This window comes from [Rhizobium] kunmingense (assembly GCF_977018605.1).
Map to the genome: position 1 here is coordinate 932,452 of NZ_CDRNXG010000001.1, position 17,035 is coordinate 949,486.

The 17,035-nt window shown below is 62.0% G+C and carries 20 protein-coding genes; 17 read left to right on the plus strand and 3 right to left on the minus strand.

Translation table 11 applies throughout. The features are described 5' to 3' along the window. Positions 1-64 precede the first annotated feature (64 nt). From AC0JZ4_RS04720 to AC0JZ4_RS04730, 3 genes are read left to right on the plus strand one after another with little or no spacing between them, the layout of a single operon-like run. Positions 65-1,846, plus strand: a complete 1,782-nt coding sequence (locus AC0JZ4_RS04720; RefSeq protein ID WP_471885278.1) for an ABC transporter ATP-binding protein — start codon at positions 65-67, stop codon at positions 1,844-1,846. Between the two features lie 20 nt (positions 1,847-1,866). Further along, on the plus strand, positions 1,867-2,685 hold the full coding sequence (dapB, locus tag AC0JZ4_RS04725; RefSeq protein WP_471885279.1) for a 4-hydroxy-tetrahydrodipicolinate reductase: 819 nt from the start codon (positions 1,867-1,869) through the stop codon (positions 2,683-2,685). A 21-nt stretch (positions 2,686-2,706) separates the two neighbouring features. Then, positions 2,707-3,342, plus strand: a complete 636-nt coding sequence (locus AC0JZ4_RS04730; protein ID WP_471885280.1) for a 2,3-bisphosphoglycerate-dependent phosphoglycerate mutase — start codon at positions 2,707-2,709, stop codon at positions 3,340-3,342. 52 nt (positions 3,343-3,394) lie between these two features. On the opposite strand, the gene AC0JZ4_RS04735 is transcribed toward AC0JZ4_RS04730, so the two are convergent. The 3 genes from AC0JZ4_RS04735 to phnF are packed head-to-tail and all read right to left on the minus strand — an operon-like array spanning position 3,395 to position 4,798. Continuing rightward, the gene (locus tag AC0JZ4_RS04735) at positions 3,395-3,727 is read right to left on the minus strand and encodes a BrnA antitoxin family protein (protein ID WP_471885281.1); all 333 of its coding nucleotides are present in this window, start codon (positions 3,725-3,727) and stop codon (positions 3,395-3,397) included. Continuing rightward, positions 3,708-4,007 (minus strand): BrnT family toxin, encoded by a 300-nt coding sequence (locus AC0JZ4_RS04740; protein ID WP_471885282.1) that lies wholly within the window; start codon positions 4,005-4,007, stop codon positions 3,708-3,710. Before AC0JZ4_RS04740 ends, AC0JZ4_RS04735 begins: the two co-directional genes overlap by 20 nt. A gap of 56 nt (positions 4,008-4,063) precedes the next feature. Then, positions 4,064-4,798: a phosphonate metabolism transcriptional regulator PhnF gene (gene phnF / locus AC0JZ4_RS04745; RefSeq protein ID WP_471887791.1), complete on the minus strand. Its 735-nt coding sequence runs from the start codon at positions 4,796-4,798 to the stop codon at positions 4,064-4,066. 86 nt (positions 4,799-4,884) lie between these two features. On the opposite strand from phnF, the gene phnG reads away from it, so the two are divergent. The 14 genes from phnG to phnN all read left to right on the plus strand — a co-directional run bounded on the left by phnG (position 4,885) and on the right by phnN (position 17,029). Continuing rightward, positions 4,885-5,361: a phosphonate C-P lyase system protein PhnG gene (gene phnG / locus AC0JZ4_RS04750; protein ID WP_471885283.1), complete on the plus strand. Its 477-nt coding sequence runs from the start codon at positions 4,885-4,887 to the stop codon at positions 5,359-5,361. Then, positions 5,361-5,960 carry a phosphonate C-P lyase system protein PhnH gene (gene phnH / locus AC0JZ4_RS04755; protein WP_471885284.1) on the plus strand — a complete coding sequence of 200 codons (600 nt, stop codon included), beginning with the start codon at positions 5,361-5,363 and terminating at the stop codon, positions 5,958-5,960. The genes phnG and phnH overlap by 1 nt, the downstream gene beginning before the upstream one ends. Before the next feature lie 18 nt (positions 5,961-5,978). Further along, positions 5,979-7,094 carry a carbon-phosphorus lyase complex subunit gene (locus tag AC0JZ4_RS04760; RefSeq protein ID WP_471885285.1) on the plus strand — a complete coding sequence of 372 codons (1,116 nt, stop codon included), beginning with the start codon at positions 5,979-5,981 and terminating at the stop codon, positions 7,092-7,094. Then, a complete protein-coding gene (locus tag AC0JZ4_RS04765) occupies positions 7,091-7,975 on the plus strand; it encodes an alpha-D-ribose 1-methylphosphonate 5-phosphate C-P-lyase PhnJ (RefSeq protein WP_471885286.1) in 885 nt (294 codons plus the stop codon). The genes AC0JZ4_RS04760 and AC0JZ4_RS04765 overlap by 4 nt, the downstream gene beginning before the upstream one ends. Beyond that, on the plus strand, positions 7,972-8,748 hold the full coding sequence (gene phnK, locus AC0JZ4_RS04770; RefSeq protein WP_112455102.1) for a phosphonate C-P lyase system protein PhnK: 777 nt from the start codon (positions 7,972-7,974) through the stop codon (positions 8,746-8,748). The genes AC0JZ4_RS04765 and phnK overlap by 4 nt, the downstream gene beginning before the upstream one ends. Positions 8,749-8,758: 10 nt before the next feature. Next, positions 8,759-9,469, plus strand: coding sequence for a phosphonate C-P lyase system protein PhnL (gene phnL / locus AC0JZ4_RS04775; RefSeq protein ID WP_471885287.1), 711 nt, complete (start codon positions 8,759-8,761; stop codon positions 9,467-9,469). Further along, positions 9,466-10,083, plus strand: coding sequence for a DapH/DapD/GlmU-related protein (locus tag AC0JZ4_RS04780; protein ID WP_471885288.1), 618 nt, complete (start codon positions 9,466-9,468; stop codon positions 10,081-10,083). Before phnL ends, AC0JZ4_RS04780 begins: the two co-directional genes overlap by 4 nt. Before the next feature lie 116 nt (positions 10,084-10,199). Then, positions 10,200-11,054, plus strand: a complete 855-nt coding sequence (gene phnC / locus AC0JZ4_RS04785) for a phosphonate ABC transporter ATP-binding protein (RefSeq protein ID WP_471885289.1) — start codon at positions 10,200-10,202, stop codon at positions 11,052-11,054. A gap of 83 nt (positions 11,055-11,137) precedes the next feature. After that, entirely contained in the window at positions 11,138-12,043 is a 906-nt protein-coding gene (gene phnD / locus AC0JZ4_RS04790) for a phosphonate ABC transporter substrate-binding protein (protein ID WP_471885290.1), read from the plus strand. A gap of 131 nt (positions 12,044-12,174) precedes the next feature. Further along, entirely contained in the window at positions 12,175-13,101 is a 927-nt protein-coding gene (gene phnE, locus AC0JZ4_RS04795; protein WP_471887792.1) for a phosphonate ABC transporter, permease protein PhnE, read from the plus strand. After that, a complete protein-coding gene (gene phnE / locus AC0JZ4_RS04800) occupies positions 13,101-14,456 on the plus strand; it encodes a phosphonate ABC transporter, permease protein PhnE (RefSeq protein ID WP_471885291.1) in 1,356 nt (451 codons plus the stop codon). Before phnE (AC0JZ4_RS04795) ends, phnE (AC0JZ4_RS04800) begins: the two co-directional genes overlap by 1 nt. Positions 14,457-14,574: 118 nt before the next feature. Next, positions 14,575-15,288 (plus strand): DUF1045 domain-containing protein, encoded by a 714-nt coding sequence (locus AC0JZ4_RS04805; RefSeq protein ID WP_471885292.1) that lies wholly within the window; start codon positions 14,575-14,577, stop codon positions 15,286-15,288. Beyond that, positions 15,285-16,421 (plus strand): alpha-D-ribose 1-methylphosphonate 5-triphosphate diphosphatase, encoded by a 1,137-nt coding sequence (locus AC0JZ4_RS04810; protein ID WP_471885293.1) that lies wholly within the window; start codon positions 15,285-15,287, stop codon positions 16,419-16,421. The genes AC0JZ4_RS04805 and AC0JZ4_RS04810 overlap by 4 nt, the downstream gene beginning before the upstream one ends. Next, positions 16,421-17,029, plus strand: a complete 609-nt coding sequence (gene phnN / locus AC0JZ4_RS04815; protein ID WP_471887793.1) for a phosphonate metabolism protein/1,5-bisphosphokinase (PRPP-forming) PhnN — start codon at positions 16,421-16,423, stop codon at positions 17,027-17,029. The genes AC0JZ4_RS04810 and phnN overlap by 1 nt, the downstream gene beginning before the upstream one ends. The last annotated feature ends 6 nt before the right edge of the window (positions 17,030-17,035 follow it).

A 17,035-nucleotide genomic window follows, 5' to 3' on the forward strand; every position in this document is an offset into this window, starting at 1 on the left:
AGCAAGGGGTTAACAAGCCCCTTCTTAAGATATGCAAGCAATCCTGCCGAATTGGGACATTCCATTGAAGGCTGAAAAAGACAAAAAACGCCACGTCGATTCCGTCACTGTCGTCAGTGTGCTGAAACGAATTATTTCCGAGAACGGACGCGACCACATTCGTGGCTATGCGGTTGCGATCAGCTGTCTCGTCGTTGTGGCGCTGTCCACCGCGTTCACGGCCTGGATCATGGAAAAGGTGGTCAACGAGGCGTTCGCCAACCGTCGCGCCGATCTCATCTGGCTGATCTGCGGCTCTATCCTCGCCGCCTTCATGCTGCGCGGCTTTGCCGCTTACGGACAGGCCGTCGCGCTTTCCAAGATCGGCAACAATATCGTCGCCCGCTATCAGCGCCGGCTCTACAGCCACATGATGACGCTGTCGGTCGGATATTTTTCCGAAGCACGCTCGTCGCATCTTGCCGCTCAAGTGAGCCAGAACATTGCCGGCATCCGCGACGTGATGAACCTGACCGTCACCTCGACGGCACGCGATCTCCTGACACTGGTCGCCCTGATCGGCGTGATGGTATCGAAGGACTGGGTGCTTTCGCTGATCGTGTTTGCCGTCGCACCGCCACTTCTCTATGCCCTGCGCCAGGTATCCAAACGGCTGCGCCATGCCACGCGCGAGGCCGTCGATGTGAACAGCCGTGTGCTTGGCGCCATGCAGGAAACCGTCCAGGGGATTGCCGTGGTCAAGGCTTTCACCATGGAGCAGGAACTCGAGGGCAAGGTCAACGGGATCATCAAAACGGCGGAAGCCCGATCGAACCGGATCGCCCGGCTTTCCGAGCGGACCTCGCCACTGACCGAAACATTTGCCGGCTTCGCGATTTCCAGTGTCCTGGCCTATGCCGCGTTCCGGTCGATTTATCACGACGTGCCGCCGGGTGCGTTCTTCGCCTTCGTCACCGCGCTTTTGCTGGCTTACGATCCCGCCAGACGCCTGGCCAGGCTGCAGGTGCAGATGGACCGCGCCGTGGTCAACGCACAGATGATCTATGCGCTTCTCGACCTGCAGCCGCAGCAACGCGAGAAGCCGGGCGCGACCGACCTCGTCATCAGCGATGCGAAGGTCGAATTCAGTAACGTGGTCTTTTCCTACCCGACCGGGGCACCGATCCTGCGCGGGGTGAACCTGATGGCGGAAGGCGGCAAGACGACGGCGCTCGTCGGCCCCTCGGGTGCCGGAAAATCGACGATCATCAACCTCATTCCGCGTTTCTACGACCCGTCGGAAGGGCAGATCCTCATCGACGGCCAAGACATTGCGGATGTGACGAAGAAGTCGCTGCGCCACCAGCTCGCCTATGTGTCGCAACAGCCGTACATGTTCGAGGGCACGATCCGCGACAACATTCGCTACGGACGACCGGACGCGACAGATGCAGAGGTAGAAGCCTCCGCGAGGCTCGCGCATGCGCATGATTTCATCATGTCGCAGCCGCAGGGCTACGAGACGCCGGTCGGCGAGAATGGCGTGACGCTTTCGGGCGGCCAGCGCCAGCGCCTTTCGATCGCGCGCGCGCTGGTGCGCAACGCACCCATCCTTCTGCTCGATGAAGCCACTTCGGCGCTCGACAACGAGTCGGAGGCGGCGGTGCAGAAGGCACTCGACACGGCGATGCGCGGGCGCACCGTCATCGTCATCGCACACCGCCTTTCGACCGTCGTCAATGCAGACAAGATCGTGGTGATGCAGGATGGCCAGGTGATCGAGGAAGGCACGCACGAGGATCTTGCGCAGCGCCAGAACGGTCTCTACGCTCGCCTGAACAATCTTCACGCACCAGGGCAAATTTAAAGCAGCAGGAATTCGACGACATGAGTGAGAGTGAGATGAAGCTGGTCGTGGTGGGCGCCGGCGGGCGCATGGGCCAGGCCCTGATCCGCATCATCCACGAAACGCCGGGCACGGCCCTGCATGCCGCAATCGAACGGGAAGGCTCCCCTTTTATCGGCAAGGATGCCGGCGATCTTGCCGGTGTCGGGGCGATCGGCGTCGCCATTACCAGCGATCCGCTGGAAGCCTTCCTGAATGCCGAGGGCGTGGTCGATTTCACCGCTCCGGCCGCAAGTGTCGCCTTTGCGGGACTGGCGGCACAGGCGCGGATCGTGCATGTGATCGGCACGACCGGTTGCTCGGTTGAAGACGAGGAAAAGTTTGCCGCAGCTGGCCGCCATGCGCGTGTCGTCAAATCCGGCAACATGAGCCTCGGCGTTAATCTGTTGAGCGTGCTGACAAAGCAGGCGGCGCGTGCACTGCCGGCCAGCGGCTGGGATATCGAGATCGTCGAGATGCACCACAAGCACAAGGTCGATGCGCCTTCGGGCACGGCACTGCTGCTGGGCGAGGCGGCGGCCGATGGTCGCGGGATCGATCTCGCCAGCCAGTCAGTGCGCGTCCGCGATGGCCATACCGGTCCGCGCGACGAGGGGACGATCGGATTTGCGACGTTGCGCGGCGGCTCTGTGGTCGGTGATCATTCGGTCATCCTGGCTGCCGAGGGCGAGCTGGTCACGTTGTCGCACAGCGCCCGTGACCGGACGATTTTCGCACGCGGCGCAGTTGCAGCGGCCCTTTGGGCGCGCGATAAGAAGCCCGGTCACTATTCGATGCTCGACGTTCTCGGGCTTGACTGACACTTTGGAGGAATTGATTTCATGAGCGGTACCCTCGTCCTCGTTCGCCACGGCCAGAGCGACTGGAACCTGAAGAACCTGTTTACCGGCTGGAAGAACCCGGAGCTTACCCCGCTTGGCATCCAGGAAGCCGAGACCGGCGGCCAGGCGCTCGCTGATACCGGCATCAAGTTCGACATCGCGTTTACCTCCGACCTGAAGCGCGCGCAGGACACGCTGAAGATCGTGCTCGGCAAACTCGGACAGGATGATCTTGAGACCATCCGCGACCAGGCACTCAACGAACGCGACTACGGCGATCTCTCCGGCCTCAACAAGGACGACGCCCGCGCCAAGTGGGGCGAGGAGCAGGTGCATATCTGGCGCCGTTCCTATGACATTCCACCACCGGGCGGCGAGAGCCTGCGCGATACGGGTGCGCGCGTGTGGCCCTATTATCTGACGGAAATTCTTCCGCGCGTGCTGCGCGGCGAGAATGTGCTTGTCGCTGCTCACGGCAACTCGCTGCGCTCGCTGGTCATGGTTCTCGACAAGCTGACCAAGGAGCAGATCCTCGGCGTCAACCTGGCGACCGGCGTGCCGATGGTCTACAAGCTGAATGCGGATTCCACCGTCGCATCGAAGGACGTCCTCGGCGACATGTCCGGCGCGCATTGAGCGCCAAAACGCATTTGATTCACTCTGCAAGCCTAGGCGCGAAAATGCGCGCCTAGGCTTTTTTGCGCGCCTTCACCGAAGCGAGCATCTCGCGACGCAGGATTGCATTCATGCGTGCCTGATATCCCTTGCCTTGAGATTTCAGCCATTCGAGCACATCGGCATCCACGCGTGCCGTGATCTGTTGCTTGAGCGGACGATAGAGCCGGCCGCGCTCAGTGCCTGTAAGCCGTTGTTCGGTCATCGGCGGAATCTCGGAAAAATCGATCTCTTCGTCGGGCAAATCGGCCAGCGACTGAAGCTCGGCCTTCTGCTTGTCCGTCAGAGGCGGAAGGTTGCCAGGGTCGAGTTCGTACCGAACCGTCTCAGCGCTTTTCCTGCTCATATCGACGCCTTTCCTTATAATCCGCCTTTCTCGCAGAAATGATGCGGATCACTTCCGAGACTTCACCGGCCTCATCTTCCTCATAACTCGTGTGCGACACGATCAATACCGAAAGGCCTTCAACCGACCTCATTGCCTGCCAGCGGCACTCGCCATCTTCGACACGATCCTGTTCGATCAGTACGAATGGATCCAGAAACACGCGGGCCGCCAACTGGAAGCTCACGCGGATTTTTCGCAGGTTGCTGTCAGCCTTGGCCTGATCCCATTCGAAACGCATCGAAGACACCACAAATATGTAATTATAATTTTGCAATTACACAAGCATAGCTAACATCAATTCTCGATCGTGAACTGCACCGCATCTGCGGGAAAGCGACTGACGGCATATTGAACGGGAACGCCATCCGGGTCGGCATTCAGCGCGCGCGTGACCAGCACGATGGCGCCCGGTGAAAGCTCCAGCGACGAGAGATCGTCGCCGTCTGCGTGGACGGCGGTGATTTCCGTCGAGATGCGAACGTAATCCGGCAGGCCGACGGCCGCAAAGGCTGCGGTGATCGAGCCGCTGTGGCGATAGGCTTCGGCCATTCCAGAAAATCGCTCGGCGGGAAACCATGCCGTGGCGCGCGAGACCGGGCGTCGGTCGGCTTTTCGCAGCGTCTCCATGCGGATCACCCGCGCGCCCGGCGGCAGTTTCAGCCGGGCTGCCAGATCTGCGGTCGCCGCCTCTTCCGCCGTCGCCAGCAGAAGGCCTTCCTTTTCCCGCGCCTGATCGCCGACACCTTGGTTGAAGCGCGTGCGTTTCGAGATCGGGAAATTGATCCGGTCCTTGCGCAGGATCAGCGTCCCCCTGCCCTGCACGGCCTGGACGATGCCTTCCTGCGCCAGTGCGGCGAGCGCGCTGCGCACCGTGTGGCGATTGACGCCGAACTGGGCGGCCAACAGCATTTCCGGCGGCACCTTGCCGATCTCGTCATAATCGCCGGCGGCAATCGCCGCGCGGATGCGGTCGGCGATCTGCCGCCAGAGCGCCACCCCGTTTTGTCGCCTTACCGCCGCTTCCTGCATATCCATGTCACACGCTTGTTATATCCGAAAGTTATGCCTAAGTTATCTTGTATAGTTGTCTATATCAATAGACATTTTGGAGATTGATGATGGATGCTGCAGCACATGCCCCGGTCGACCCGGATGTAACAGCCCGTCGCCGTTGCGCCGGACTTCTGGCCGGTGCGACCTTGATCGAACTGACCGCCGCATGGGACATCCTGGCCGACAAGCCGGAAGCCCGTCCCGTCCGCGGGCCTGAGACGGGCCTCGTCATGGTGCGCGGCCGCATAGGCGGTGGCGGCAGCCCGTTCAATCTCGGGGAAGCGACCGTCACGCGCGCAACGATAGCACTTGCCTCCGGCACGATCGGTCACGCCCAGGCGCTCGGCACCGACAGGAAGAAGGCGCGGCTTGCAGCGATCTTCGATGCCCTGTGGCAGGAAGAGGCGACGCGCCACTTCGTCGAAAGCGTCGTGCTTGAACCTGTCGAAAGGCGGCTTGCAGAAGAAGACGCACAGAAGGCCGAAGAGACCGCGGCAACCCGCGTCGATTTCTTCACCATGGTAAGGGGAGACGACTGATGGCCACCGATACGCAGGCATTCTCCGGCGGCTTTGCCGATCCGGTCTTCCAGTCCCAGGGGGTCTTTCGCATGGTGATGGACGGCATGGCGCGGCCGGGCACGATCCGCGCCGTCGAGCATGATGCCGGCCAGCCGGAACCGCTTGGGCCTGCCGCTGGCGCCATCGCGCTGACCCTTTGCGACCATGACACGCCCGTCTGGCTGAGCGCCGGATTTTCACAGTCGGCCGTCGCCGAGTGGATCGGCTTTCATTCCGGCGCACCGATCACCCGTGAAAAGGCAGAGGCACGCTTCGCCTTCAAGGAAGCGTCTTCCACGCTCTCCTCCTTCGGGCTCTTCTCCGCCGGCACCCAGGAATATCCCGATCGCTCGACGACCCTGCTGATCGAAGTGGACGCGCTGGGCAATGGCGAGACCTTCACCCTCTCGGGACCGGGCATCCTCGAAAGCCGGCCGGTCCAGGTCTCCGGCCTGCCCGAAACCTTCCTGCGGCTGTGGGCCGACAACCGGCCGCTTTTCCCGCGCGGCATAGACGTGATCCTGACCGCCGGGCGCCACTTCCTGTGCCTGCCGCGCACGACGAAGATCGTGGCCTGAGGCCCGAGGAGATAACGCATGTATGTTGCCGTAAAGGGTGGCGAAGCCGCCATCACCAATGCCCACCGTCTGCTGGCCGACCGTCGCCGCGGCGACCGGTCGCTACCGGCGCTCACCATCGAGCAGATCGCCGAACAGCTCGGCCTCGCAGTGGATCGCGTCATGGCGGAAGCTTCGCTGCATGACCGGTCGCTTGCAGCGCTTGCCGTGCGCCAGTCGCGCGGCGATCTGATCGAGGCGATCTTCCTCTTGCGCGCCTATCGCACCACCCTGCCCCGCTTCGGCAGTTCCGTGCCGCTCGATACGGCCGCCATGAAGGTCGAGCGCCGCGTTTCCGCCACCTACAAGGATCTGCCGGGCGGTCAGTTGCTGGGGCCGACCTTCGACTATACCCACCGTCTGCTCGACCCGTCGCTGCTTAGCGATGAAGAGGTCGAGGAACCCGCTCTCAAGCCTGCCTCCGGCGAAGAGATCATGCGGGTGTCCGACATCCTCGCCCATGAGGGGCTGATCGAGGCCGATGGTGATCTGCCGCAGGACCATGAGGCGGGTGACCTGACCCGCGAGCCGATGGAATTCCCCATGGGCCGCGATCTTCGCCTGCAGGCGCTTGCCCGCGGCGACGAAGGCTTTCTGCTGGCGCTCGGCTATTCCACCCAGCGCGGCTACGGCCGCAATCATCCTTTCGTCGGCGAGGTCCGCATCGGCGAAGTCGAGGTGGAGATGGACATTCCCGAACTCGGCTTTTCCGTCTCGCTCGGCCGCATCCGGGTCACCGAATGCCAGATGGTCAACCAGTTCAAGGGCTCGTCCAAGGCACCGCCGCAGTTTACCCGCGGCTACGGCCTCGTCTTCGGCCAGAGCGAACGCAAGGCGATGTCCATGTCGCTCGTCGACCGCGCGCTGCGTGCGGACGAACTCGGCGAAGATATTACCGCCCCGGCACAGGACGAGGAATTCGTCATTTCGCATTCCGACAACGTGCAGGCGACCGGCTTCGTCGAACACCTGAAACTGCCGCATTACGTCGATTTCCAGGCCGAACTCGCCATGGTGCGCAAGATGCGCGCCGATATCGAAGCGGCCCGTACTGCCGACCGGGGCGAAAACGAGATGAAGGACGCTGCCGAATGACTGCCGATCTCGCCACCTACAATTTCGCCTATCTGGACGAACAGACCAAGCGGATGATCCGCCGAGCGATCCTCAAGGCCATTGCCATTCCCGGCTACCAGGTGCCGTTCGCCTCGCGTGAAATGCCGATGCCCTATGGCTGGGGAACCGGCGGCGTGCAGGTCACGGCCTCGATCATCGGCCGGGAGGACGTGCTGAAGGTCATAGACCAAGGCGCCGACGATACAACGAATGCCGTTTCGATCCGCGCCTTCTTCCAGAAGGTCGCCGATGTCGCTGTCACAACCCATACCAAGGACGCGACGATCATCCAGACGCGTCACCGCATTCCCGAACAGAAGCTCACCGAAGGCCAGGTGCTCGTCTATCAGGTTCCGATACCGGAACCCTTGCGCTTCCTCGAGCCGCGCGAGACCGAAACGCGAAAGATGCATGCGCTGGAAGAATACGGCCTGATGCATGTGAAGCTCTACGAGGACATCGCCCAGAACGGCCGCATCTCCAAGACCTATGCCTATCCGGTGAAGGTCGACGGCCGCTACGTGATGGATCCGTCGCCGACGCCGAAATTCGACAATCCGAAAATGCACATGTCGGATGCGCTGCAGCTCTTCGGCGCAGGCCGTGAAAAACGCATCTATGCGGTGCCGCCGCATACGCAGGTCGTCAGCCTCGACTTCGAGGATTACCCGTTCGAGATCCAGACATTCGAGCAGGATTGCGCGCTTTGCGGCGCGCATGGCGTCTATCTCGACGAAGTGGTGCTCGACGACCGCGGCGGGCGGATGTTCGTCTGCTCCGATACCGACCATTGCGAAGACCGCCGCGAGCACGGGCATGTGGGCGCGATGCTTGCTCCAAGTCAGGAGGCTGCAGAATGACCGACACCCCTCTTCTCAAAGTCAGCGGTGTCTCGAAATTCTACGGCAGCCGGATCGGTTGCAAGGACGTCAATTTCGAACTCTGGCCCGGTGAAGTGCTCGCCATCGTCGGTGAATCCGGCTCCGGCAAGACGACGCTGCTCAACTGCATCTCCACGCGCCTGCTGCCCACCGCCGGCAGCGTCGAATACCGGATGCGCGACGGCAATTTCCGCGATCTCTACCATATGAGCGAGGCGGAGCGCCGGTTCCTGATGCGCACCGACTGGGGTTTCGTTCACCAGAACCCGGCCGACGGCCTGCGCATGACGGTGTCTGCCGGCGCCAATGTCGGCGAGCGGTTGATGGCGGTGGGTGACCGGCACTACGGAAAGATCCGCGAGACGGCGACCGACTGGCTCGGCCGCGTCGAGATCTCCGCCGACCGCATCGACGACCAGCCGCGCGCCTTTTCCGGCGGCATGCGCCAGCGGCTGCAGATCGCCCGCAACCTCGTCACCGGCCCGCGCCTCGTGTTCATGGACGAACCGACCGGCGGTCTCGACGTCTCGGTACAGGCCCGCCTGCTCGACCTCGTGCGCGGCCTCGTCAACGATCTCGGGCTGGCGGCGATCGTCGTCACCCATGACCTCGCAGTGGCCCGCCTGCTCTCCCACCGGATGATGGTGATGAAGGACGGCCACGTGATCGAACACGGCCTGACCGACCGCGTGCTCGACGATCCGCGCGAGCCCTATACCCAGCTTCTCGTTTCTTCCATTCTCCAGGTGTGAGGTAATATCGATGGCCACTCCCCTCGTCGTCTCGGAAGTCTCCAAAAGCTTCACCATGCATCTGCGCGACGGCATCAAGCTGCCGGTCGTCAACGATGTGAATTTCTCGGTCGCCGCCGGCGAATGCGTCGTGCTCGGCGGCCCGTCGGGTATCGGCAAGAGCTCGATCCTGAAAATGCTCTACGGCAACTATGCCGTCGATGCCGGCCAAATTCTTGTCGATCATCAGGACCGGATCGTCGACATCGCCAGCACCGATCCGCGCACCGTCATCGATGTGCGCCGCCACACGATGGGCTATGTCAGCCAGTTCCTGCGTACCGTGCCGCGCGTCGCTGCGATCGATGTCGTCGCCGAACCGCTGGTCGCCCGCGGTATCGAAGCTGCCGTGGCAAAAGACAATGCGGCGGAACTGCTGGCAAAACTCAACCTGCCGCGCGAACTCTGGTCGCTTCCACCCGCCACTTTCTCCGGTGGTGAGCAGCAGCGCGTCAATATTGCCCGCGGCTTCATCACCAGCCACCGCATCCTGCTGCTCGACGAGCCGACTGCCTCGCTCGATGCCACCAACCGGCGCGTCGTAGTCGAGATGATCGCGGCCAAGAAGGAGGCCGGCGTCGCCATGCTCGGCATCTTCCATGACGAGGAAGTGCGCGAGGCGGTGGCAGACCGCATTCTCGATGTCAGCGCGTTTTCTCCCCGAAAGGCCATTGCAGCATGAGCAAGAAACTGACCCGGGAGCCGAGTATCCACGAAACGGCAAGCGTCACGGCCTCGACGCTCGGACGCTACACGGAAGTGGCCGAGCGCTGCCGGCTGGATGAAGTCGAGTTCGGCGACTACTCCTATATCGAGCGTGACGGCTCGATCTGGTGCGCAACGGTCGGCAAGTTCGTCAATATCGCCGCCGCGGTGCGGATCAACGCGACCAACCACCCGATGCAGCGCGCCACGCTGCACCATTTTACCTATCGCGCCGCCTATTACTGGGATGACGCCGACATGGAGCAGGATTTCTTCGACTGGCGTCGCGAACACCGCATCACGATCGGCCATGACGTATGGATCGGCCACGGCGCGACGCTGCTTCCCGGTGTCAATGTCGGCAACGGCGCGGTGATCGGCGCAGGTGCGGTCGTGTCGAAGGATGTGGCACCCTACACGATCGTCGGCGGGGTTCCGGCGAAGCTTATTCGCGAGCGTTTCACCCGCGAAATCGGCGAGGCAATGAACCGGCTTGCTTGGTGGGATTGGGATCACGCCAAGCTGCGCACGGCCCTCGATGATTTCCGCTCGCTTTCGGCAGAGGAATTCCTCTCGCGCCATGCGTTGTAACGAAAGCGTTATGGAAGCGCATCGGTTGTAACAAAACGGACATCAAACCGACATTCAGCCTTCATCAACCACGTCTAATCGGTTGCCCACCAGGGGATTGGACGGGTTTTTTTGATATGACGTTTGAACTGCGGAATATTACACGACGTTTTGGCGACCGCGTTGCGGTCAATGACGTGAATGTCGAGATTCCGCAGGGGCAAATGGTCGGCGTCATCGGTCGTTCCGGTGCCGGCAAGTCGACGCTGTTGCGCATGATCAACCGCCTGCAGGAGCCGAGCTCCGGCTCCATGCATTTCGGTGATACCGAGGTTTCTGCACTCAGGGGTGCCAGCCTGCGCAACTGGCAGCGCGACTGTGCGATGATTTTCCAGCAGTTCAATCTCGTGCCGCGTCTCGACGTTCTGACCAATGTCATGCTCGGCCGGCTGAATCATCGCTCTACGGTCCTCAGCCTGCTCAACATCTTTTCCGACGACGAGCGCCTTGCCGCAATTGCCGCACTCGAGCGCCTCGGCATCGAGCAGACGGCACTGCAACGTGCCGGCACGCTGTCCGGCGGCCAGCAGCAGCGCGTGGCGATCGCCCGCGCCCTCATGCAGGCGCCAAAGATGCTGCTCGCCGACGAGCCGATCGCTTCGCTCGACCCGCTCAACGCCAAGATCGTGATGGACGCGCTGCGCGACATCAACGAGCGCGAAGGCATCACCGTGATTACCAACCTGCACACACTCGATACTGCCCGCAGCTACTGCGAGCGCATTATAGGCATGGCGCATGGCAGTGTCGTCTTCGACGGCACGCCTTCGCAGCTTACTGCCGCGGCCGTGCAGGAAATCTACGGTTCCGACCGGGATGGTGCGGGCATCGACGAGACGATGACTTCTACCAGCATCAACATTCCCGCCGCCCAGGTGGCTGCGGGCAAGAAATCGGCCGGGATCGGCACGCTGGCAAGCGCCGGCGCCTGATACCCGCACCCAGATCGACAGCCCGCGTCAAGGGCACATCATTCATGACCCAACTCCGGATGATCCGGAAACAGGAGATCACCATGCTGAAGAAAACCCTTCTTGCTGCCGTCGCCATGAGCGTCGTTGCAGGCTCCGCAATGGCCCAGGACGTCAAGGTCCTGCGCATCGGTCTCGACGGCTCGGAGAACGAAGCCGACATGATCCGCAACACGCAGTGTGTCGTTCCGGGCCTCAAGGCTGCGACCGGCGTTGCCGACGTCCAGATCTTCCCGTCGCCGGACTATAACGGCGTCATCCAGGGCCTGCTCGGCGGCACGATCGACATCGCTTCGATGGGTGCTTCCTCCTACGCCGCCATCGAACTGCAGAAGGAAGGCGCTGTCGACCCGATCCTGACCTACACGCAAGCCGACGGTTCTTCCGGCTACTATTCCATCATGGTTGCCCGCAAGGATTCGGGCATCAAGACGCTCGCAGACGCCAAGGGCAAGAAGATCGGCTTCGCCGATCCGGATAGCACTTCCGGCTACCTCGTTCCGAACGTCGCCCTGCCGAAGGAAATCGGCGCTCCGGTGAAGGAATACTTCTCCGAAACCGGCTTCGGCGGCGGTCACGAGAACCTCGTTCTCGCCGTTCTTGACAAGAAGTTCGACGTCGGCACGACCTTCGGTTCGGGCGTCGGCTCCTGGGAAGACGGTTATTCCAGCGGCAACCTGCACCAGATGATCAACAAGGGTAACCTCGACAGCGACGATATCGTCGAAGTCTGGAAGTCGCCGCTGATCCCGAACGGCCCGCTGATGGTCAACAACGCCCTGCCGGCTGACATCCGCGAGAAGGTGGAAGCCTACTTCCTCGCTCTGCCGAAGACCGACGAAGCCTGCTTCAAGTCCTATACCGGCGGCGACAACAAGGAATACATCAAGGTCGACAAGTCGTTCTACCAGACGATCGTCGACGCTCGCAAGTCCGTCATCGGCGGCTGAGCTTCCTCACATTTCTCTGGCGGCGGCGTCGAAAGGCGCCGCCGTTTCTACAACCGAGAGCACGGATCATGGCGACCATCAGCGAACATAACAATCGTGTACCGGGTGGTGGGCTTGGTCCTGCGGCATCCATGGTGATGCAGCACTATCGACAGCAATTGCGTACGCGACGGGTATATACCGCGATCGCGATCGTCGTTTTCCTGTTCGTGCTCGGCGCTTCGCTGAACTTCGCCAATGACGCGAATTCCGGGAAATTCTTCGAACGCCTGCCCTATCTCTTCGATTTCATCAAGAATTTCGTGCCGGACAGCCCGATGGAAATCTTCCGGGCGATGTTCGACCTGCCCTCGCCCTATGCGGACGGCTCGCTGAAATACAATTATACCTCCGATCGCGTCTATATTACCGAGACGCTCTACATTCCGCATTTCCTCTACCAGCTTGTCATCACCATCAACATCGCGCTGGTCTCGACGATCATCGGCGCTGCCATCGCCTTCGTTCTCTGCTTCTTCGCCTCGACCAATCTGGTCGGCGCCAGTGCCACCCGTTTCGTCGTGCGCCGCATCATGGAAATCATGCGCGCCTTTCCGGAAATCGTCATTGCCGGGCTTCTGACAGCAATCCTGTCGATCGGACCGATCGCGGCGATCATCGCGATTACCGTCCATACGATCGGCGCGCTCGGAAAGCTGTTCTTCGAAGTGGTGGAGAATTCCGACATGAAGCCGGACGAGGGCCTGCGGGCCGCCGGCGCAAGCTGGGTCGAGCGGGTGCGCTTCGCCATCGTTCCCCAGGTCCTGCCGAATTTCGTCTCCTACACACTGCTGCGCGCCGAAATCAATGTGCGTGCCTCGACCATCATCGGTGCGGTCGGCGGCGGCGGCATCGGCGAGGTCTTCCGTCTGGCGATCGGCCGTGATCATGCCGCCAAGACCTATGCGATCATCATCCTTCTTCTGATCAGCATCGTCGCCATCGATCAGTTTTCCGCCTGGCTTCGCCGCCGCCTGATCGGCGACCAGTCCTTCGAATTCGGCAGGGGAGCAGCCTGATGACCACTTCGGTTCCCAGCATCAATGCGGCAGACCGCGAGCGTCTTCGCGAACAGTACCCACAGGTCTTCCATCGTTCCTTCCTGCAGCGCTATGGACTGCTGATCGGCTCCGGCACCGTCTTCCTCTATCTGGCGATATGCTTTTTCGCCTTCAATGTCGGTCCGGCCTTCATGCAGGGCCAGTGGGATCGCGCCTCGATCTATGTGCAGGACTGGTATTCCTGGCGCGCCCAGCCGCGCCTGCGCTACGAGGATGACGGCAGCGTTCGCGTTCAGTGGTCGAACCGTGGCCAGTATGCCGAAGGTGCGGAGATCTTCTGGCTGCAGCCGACCCAGAATGGCGGCTATTCCGTCACCTACGGCAGCGACGCCGCCCGCCTCGACGTGACGCCAAGCCAGGTCGATGTCTATCTGAACGGCACCGCTTACCCTGTTACGATCACGCAGGATGCGGCGACGGCTCCGGCCGGTGCGCCTGCGGCAATCGTCCAGGACGGCAACAAGGTCATCGTCCATTACGGCTTCGAAGGCCAGGCCGAGATCCGCACAAGCCAGGTCTATGTCCAACGTCGTTTTCTCGGCTGGGCTAACTTCCTGTTCGACACGCGCTCGGAATTCTGGGGCAAGAGCTGGGGCGAGCTGATCAGTCTGGCCACGGTCGGCGAGCGTCTCGATCCGGCCCGCACCAATATCACGCACATGTGGGGCGATTTCCTGGAGAACACCGTCTGGCAACATGCCGACATCTTCTCCAAGCTGGCGCAGACGCTGGTCATGGCTTTCGTCGGCACGCTGTTCGGCACGCTTCTCGCCTTTCCCTTCGCCTTCATCGCCGCGCGCAACATCACTCGCAACCGCGCCGCCAACTGGCTGATGAAGCGGTCCTTCGACTTCCTGCGCTCGATCGACATGCTGATCTGGGCACTGTTCTTCACTCGCTCCTTCGGCCCCGGACCGATCCCCGGCATCGCGGCGATCTTCTTCACCGACACCGGCGCACTCGGCAAGGTCTATGCGGAAGCGCTGGAGAATGTCGACGACAAGCAGCGCGAAGGGGTGAAATCGGTCGGTGCCAATTCTGTCACCGTCAATCGCTTCGGCGTCGTGCCGCAGGTCCTGCCGGTGTTCATCTCCCAGTCCTTGTATTTCTGGGAATCCAACACCCGCTCGGCGACCGTTATCGGCGCCGTCGGCGCCGGCGGCATCGGCCTCAAGCTTCTGGAAGCTATGGGTACCAATGCCGACTGGGACAAGGTCGCCTATATGGTGCTCCTCATCCTCCTCGTCGTCTTCGCCTTCGATGCGATGTCGAATGCGATCCGCTCACGACTGATCGGCGGCCCGAGCCACTAAAACTCGGGTCCCATCATCATTCTGTCATGGAAATCTTTTACGCGCAGGGCCTGTCTTCGGACGCGGCGGACGGATAGTCTTCCGTCGCCATCCCCTTCCATGTTTCCGGACCCTTGCCTTGCGTTACGCCCTCTATTTTTCCCCCGCTGCGGCCCACCCGCTGACGAAGACGGCATCCCGCTGGCTGGGCCGCGACGCCTTTTCGGGCGAGACCTTTCCGACGCCGGATGTCTCCGGTCTCAACACTGAAGACGTCCATACGCTGACTGCCGATCCACGCCGCTACGCCTTCCACGCGACGCTGAAGGCTCCGTTCGAACTGGCCGAAGGCAAAAGCGAGGCCGAGCTCCTGAACGCCTCCGAGCGCTTCGCGGCGAAGACGCCAGCCTTCGATATCCCGAACATCGTCATCGGCCAGCTTGGTCGCTTTTTTGCGCTGGTGCCGGATGCGGTTTATCCGGATCTGCAGGCCTTTGCGGCGGAGATCGTCGAAGAGTTCGAGCCGTTTCGCGCGCCACTGTCCGAAGCCGATATCGCCCGACGCAAGCCAGATACGCTGTCGCCTGCGCATCGCGACAACCTGATCCGCTGGGGCTATCCCCACGTCATGGACGAGTTCCGCTTTCATATGACGCTGACCGGCCAGGTGCCACCCGACCAGGCGTCGGCGATGCGCGCGGCGCTCGACGAACGATTTGCCGATTTCACCAACAAGCCGCTTTCCATCGACGGGCTGTCGATCTTCGTCGAGCCTGAACGCGGCGCCCCATTCACCGCCCTTCGCTGGCTGCCCCTTAAGCCGGCCCCTGCCACCAGAAAGACCGCCCCATGACCGAGACCGTATTCACCAATGCCCGTATCGTGCTGGAGGACAGCGTGAACTGCGGTTCCGTGCAGATCCGCGATGGCAAGATTACCGACATTTCCGAGGGCAATGTCCATGCCGGCGAGGATTTCGAAGGCGACTACCTGATACCCGGCCTCGTCGAACTTCACACCGACCATCTGGAGCAGCATTATTCGCCGCGTCCCGGCGTGCGCTGGAATGCGACGGCGGCGATCCAGGCGCATGACGCCCAGATCGCCTCTTCCGGGATCACCACCGTGTTCGACTGCCTGCGCATGGGTTCGGACGAAGACGGCGGCTTCGAGCATGGCGAGATGCGCGAAATGGCCGACGCCATTCAGGCCGCCGAGCGGGAGGGGCGCCTGCGTTCGGAGCACCTCATCCATCTGCGCTGCGAAGTTTCCGCCGATAACGTGCTGCAACACTTCGCCGATTTCGAGAACGACAGCCACGTACGGCTCGTTTCGCTGATGGACCATGCGCCCGGCCAGCGCCAGTTCCAGACCATGGACCAGTACATCTTCTACTACCAGAAGAAGCGTGGCCTTTCGGACGAAGCTTTCAAGGTGTTCATCGACAAGCGGATCGAGGAATCGCAGCGCAATTCGACGCCGCACCGGATCGCCATCGCAAGGCACTGCGCTGCCTTCGGCATCACCGTCGCAAGCCATGACGACGCGACGCTGGCGCATGTCGACGAGGCGATCGAGAACGGCGTCAAGCTGGCGGAATTCCCGACCAGTTTCGAGGCCGCCGCCGCTTCGCACAAGGCCGGCATGAGCGTGTTGATGGGGGCCCCGAACGTGGTGCGCGGCAAGTCGCATTCCGGCAATATCGCCGCCCGCGATCTGGCCGCCAGGAATGTGCTCGACGTTCTCTCTTCCGATTACGTTCCGCTCAGCCTTCTCTATGCTCCCTTCATACTGGCCGACGAGGTCGACGGCATCACACTGCCGAAGGCAATCGCCATGGTGACATCGACACCGGCACGCACGGCGGGCCTTGACGATCGTGGCCGCATCGCCGTGGATCTGCGTGCCGACCTCGTTCGGGTGCACCGCGAGGCGGGCGTGCCGGTCTCGCGCGCCGTCTGGCGGCAAGGACGTCGGGTGGCGTGATGGACAATAGCGCCGACCGACGAAGAGAAATCCCCGCCGGCTGGATGGTCGTGGTTGTCGGTCCGAGCGGTGCCGGCAAGGATACGCTGATGGCCTATGCCGCCCGGCATTTCACGGATTGCCGGGAGGTGATCTTTGCCCGCCGCGTCATTACCCGCGATTCCTCCGCCGGAGGCGAGGACCATGACGGCGTCTGTGAAGCGGAATTCGAGACCATGGACAGCGCCGGCCGGTTTGCGGTGTCATGGCAGGCTCATGGATTGTGCTACGGAATACCCGCCGAAACGCGCGATGCGGTTGCCGCCGGCGCGATCGTCATCGCCAACGGATCGCGCTCGGCCCTGCAGCTTTTCCGCCAGGCCTACCCGTCGCTGATCGTGATCAACGTGACCGCAAGGCCCGATGTGCTGGCCGCAAGGCTGGAAGCGCGCGGGCGCGAAAGCCGCGAGGATATCCTCAAACGCCTTGCCCGCGGCACACCGGATGTCCGGGGCGATTATCGGGTCACCACGATCGATAATAGTGGCGAAGTCGAAACGGCCGGAAACGCTTTGGTTAACGCGATATCAACTTTGATTGCCCAAGATTTGAGCAAGCTAGAAAAATAATACTTG

Excerpts from the sequence above, each read along its gene's own strand:
- phnC (WP_471885289.1), top strand. The coding sequence starts at position 10,200 with ATGACGTTTGAACTGCGGAATATTACACGACGTTTTGGCGACCGCGTT.
- AC0JZ4_RS04810 (WP_471885293.1), top strand. The coding sequence starts at position 15,285 with ATGACCGAGACCGTATTCACCAATGCCCGTATCGTGCTGGAGGACAGC.
- AC0JZ4_RS04760 (WP_471885285.1), top strand. The coding sequence starts at position 5,979 with ATGTATGTTGCCGTAAAGGGTGGCGAAGCCGCCATCACCAATGCCCAC.
- dapB (WP_471885279.1), top strand. The coding sequence starts at position 1,867 with ATGAGTGAGAGTGAGATGAAGCTGGTCGTGGTGGGCGCCGGCGGGCGC.
- phnL (WP_471885287.1), top strand. The coding sequence starts at position 8,759 with ATGGCCACTCCCCTCGTCGTCTCGGAAGTCTCCAAAAGCTTCACCATG.
- phnN (WP_471887793.1), top strand. The coding sequence starts at position 16,421 with ATGGACAATAGCGCCGACCGACGAAGAGAAATCCCCGCCGGCTGGATG.
- AC0JZ4_RS04740 (WP_471885282.1), bottom strand. The coding sequence starts at position 4,007 with ATGCGTTTCGAATGGGATCAGGCCAAGGCTGACAGCAACCTGCGAAAA.
- phnH (WP_471885284.1), top strand. The coding sequence starts at position 5,361 with ATGGCCACCGATACGCAGGCATTCTCCGGCGGCTTTGCCGATCCGGTC.
- phnK (WP_112455102.1), top strand. The coding sequence starts at position 7,972 with ATGACCGACACCCCTCTTCTCAAAGTCAGCGGTGTCTCGAAATTCTAC.
- AC0JZ4_RS04765 (WP_471885286.1), top strand. The coding sequence starts at position 7,091 with ATGACTGCCGATCTCGCCACCTACAATTTCGCCTATCTGGACGAACAG.
- phnD (WP_471885290.1), top strand. The coding sequence starts at position 11,138 with ATGCTGAAGAAAACCCTTCTTGCTGCCGTCGCCATGAGCGTCGTTGCA.
- AC0JZ4_RS04730 (WP_471885280.1), top strand. The coding sequence starts at position 2,707 with ATGAGCGGTACCCTCGTCCTCGTTCGCCACGGCCAGAGCGACTGGAAC.
- AC0JZ4_RS04735 (WP_471885281.1), bottom strand. The coding sequence starts at position 3,727 with ATGAGCAGGAAAAGCGCTGAGACGGTTCGGTACGAACTCGACCCTGGC.
- phnE (WP_471887792.1), top strand. The coding sequence starts at position 12,175 with ATGGTGATGCAGCACTATCGACAGCAATTGCGTACGCGACGGGTATAT.
- phnF (WP_471887791.1), bottom strand. The coding sequence starts at position 4,798 with ATGCAGGAAGCGGCGGTAAGGCGACAAAACGGGGTGGCGCTCTGGCGG.
- AC0JZ4_RS04780 (WP_471885288.1), top strand. The coding sequence starts at position 9,466 with ATGAGCAAGAAACTGACCCGGGAGCCGAGTATCCACGAAACGGCAAGC.
- phnE (WP_471885291.1), top strand. The coding sequence starts at position 13,101 with ATGACCACTTCGGTTCCCAGCATCAATGCGGCAGACCGCGAGCGTCTT.
- phnG (WP_471885283.1), top strand. The coding sequence starts at position 4,885 with ATGATGGATGCTGCAGCACATGCCCCGGTCGACCCGGATGTAACAGCC.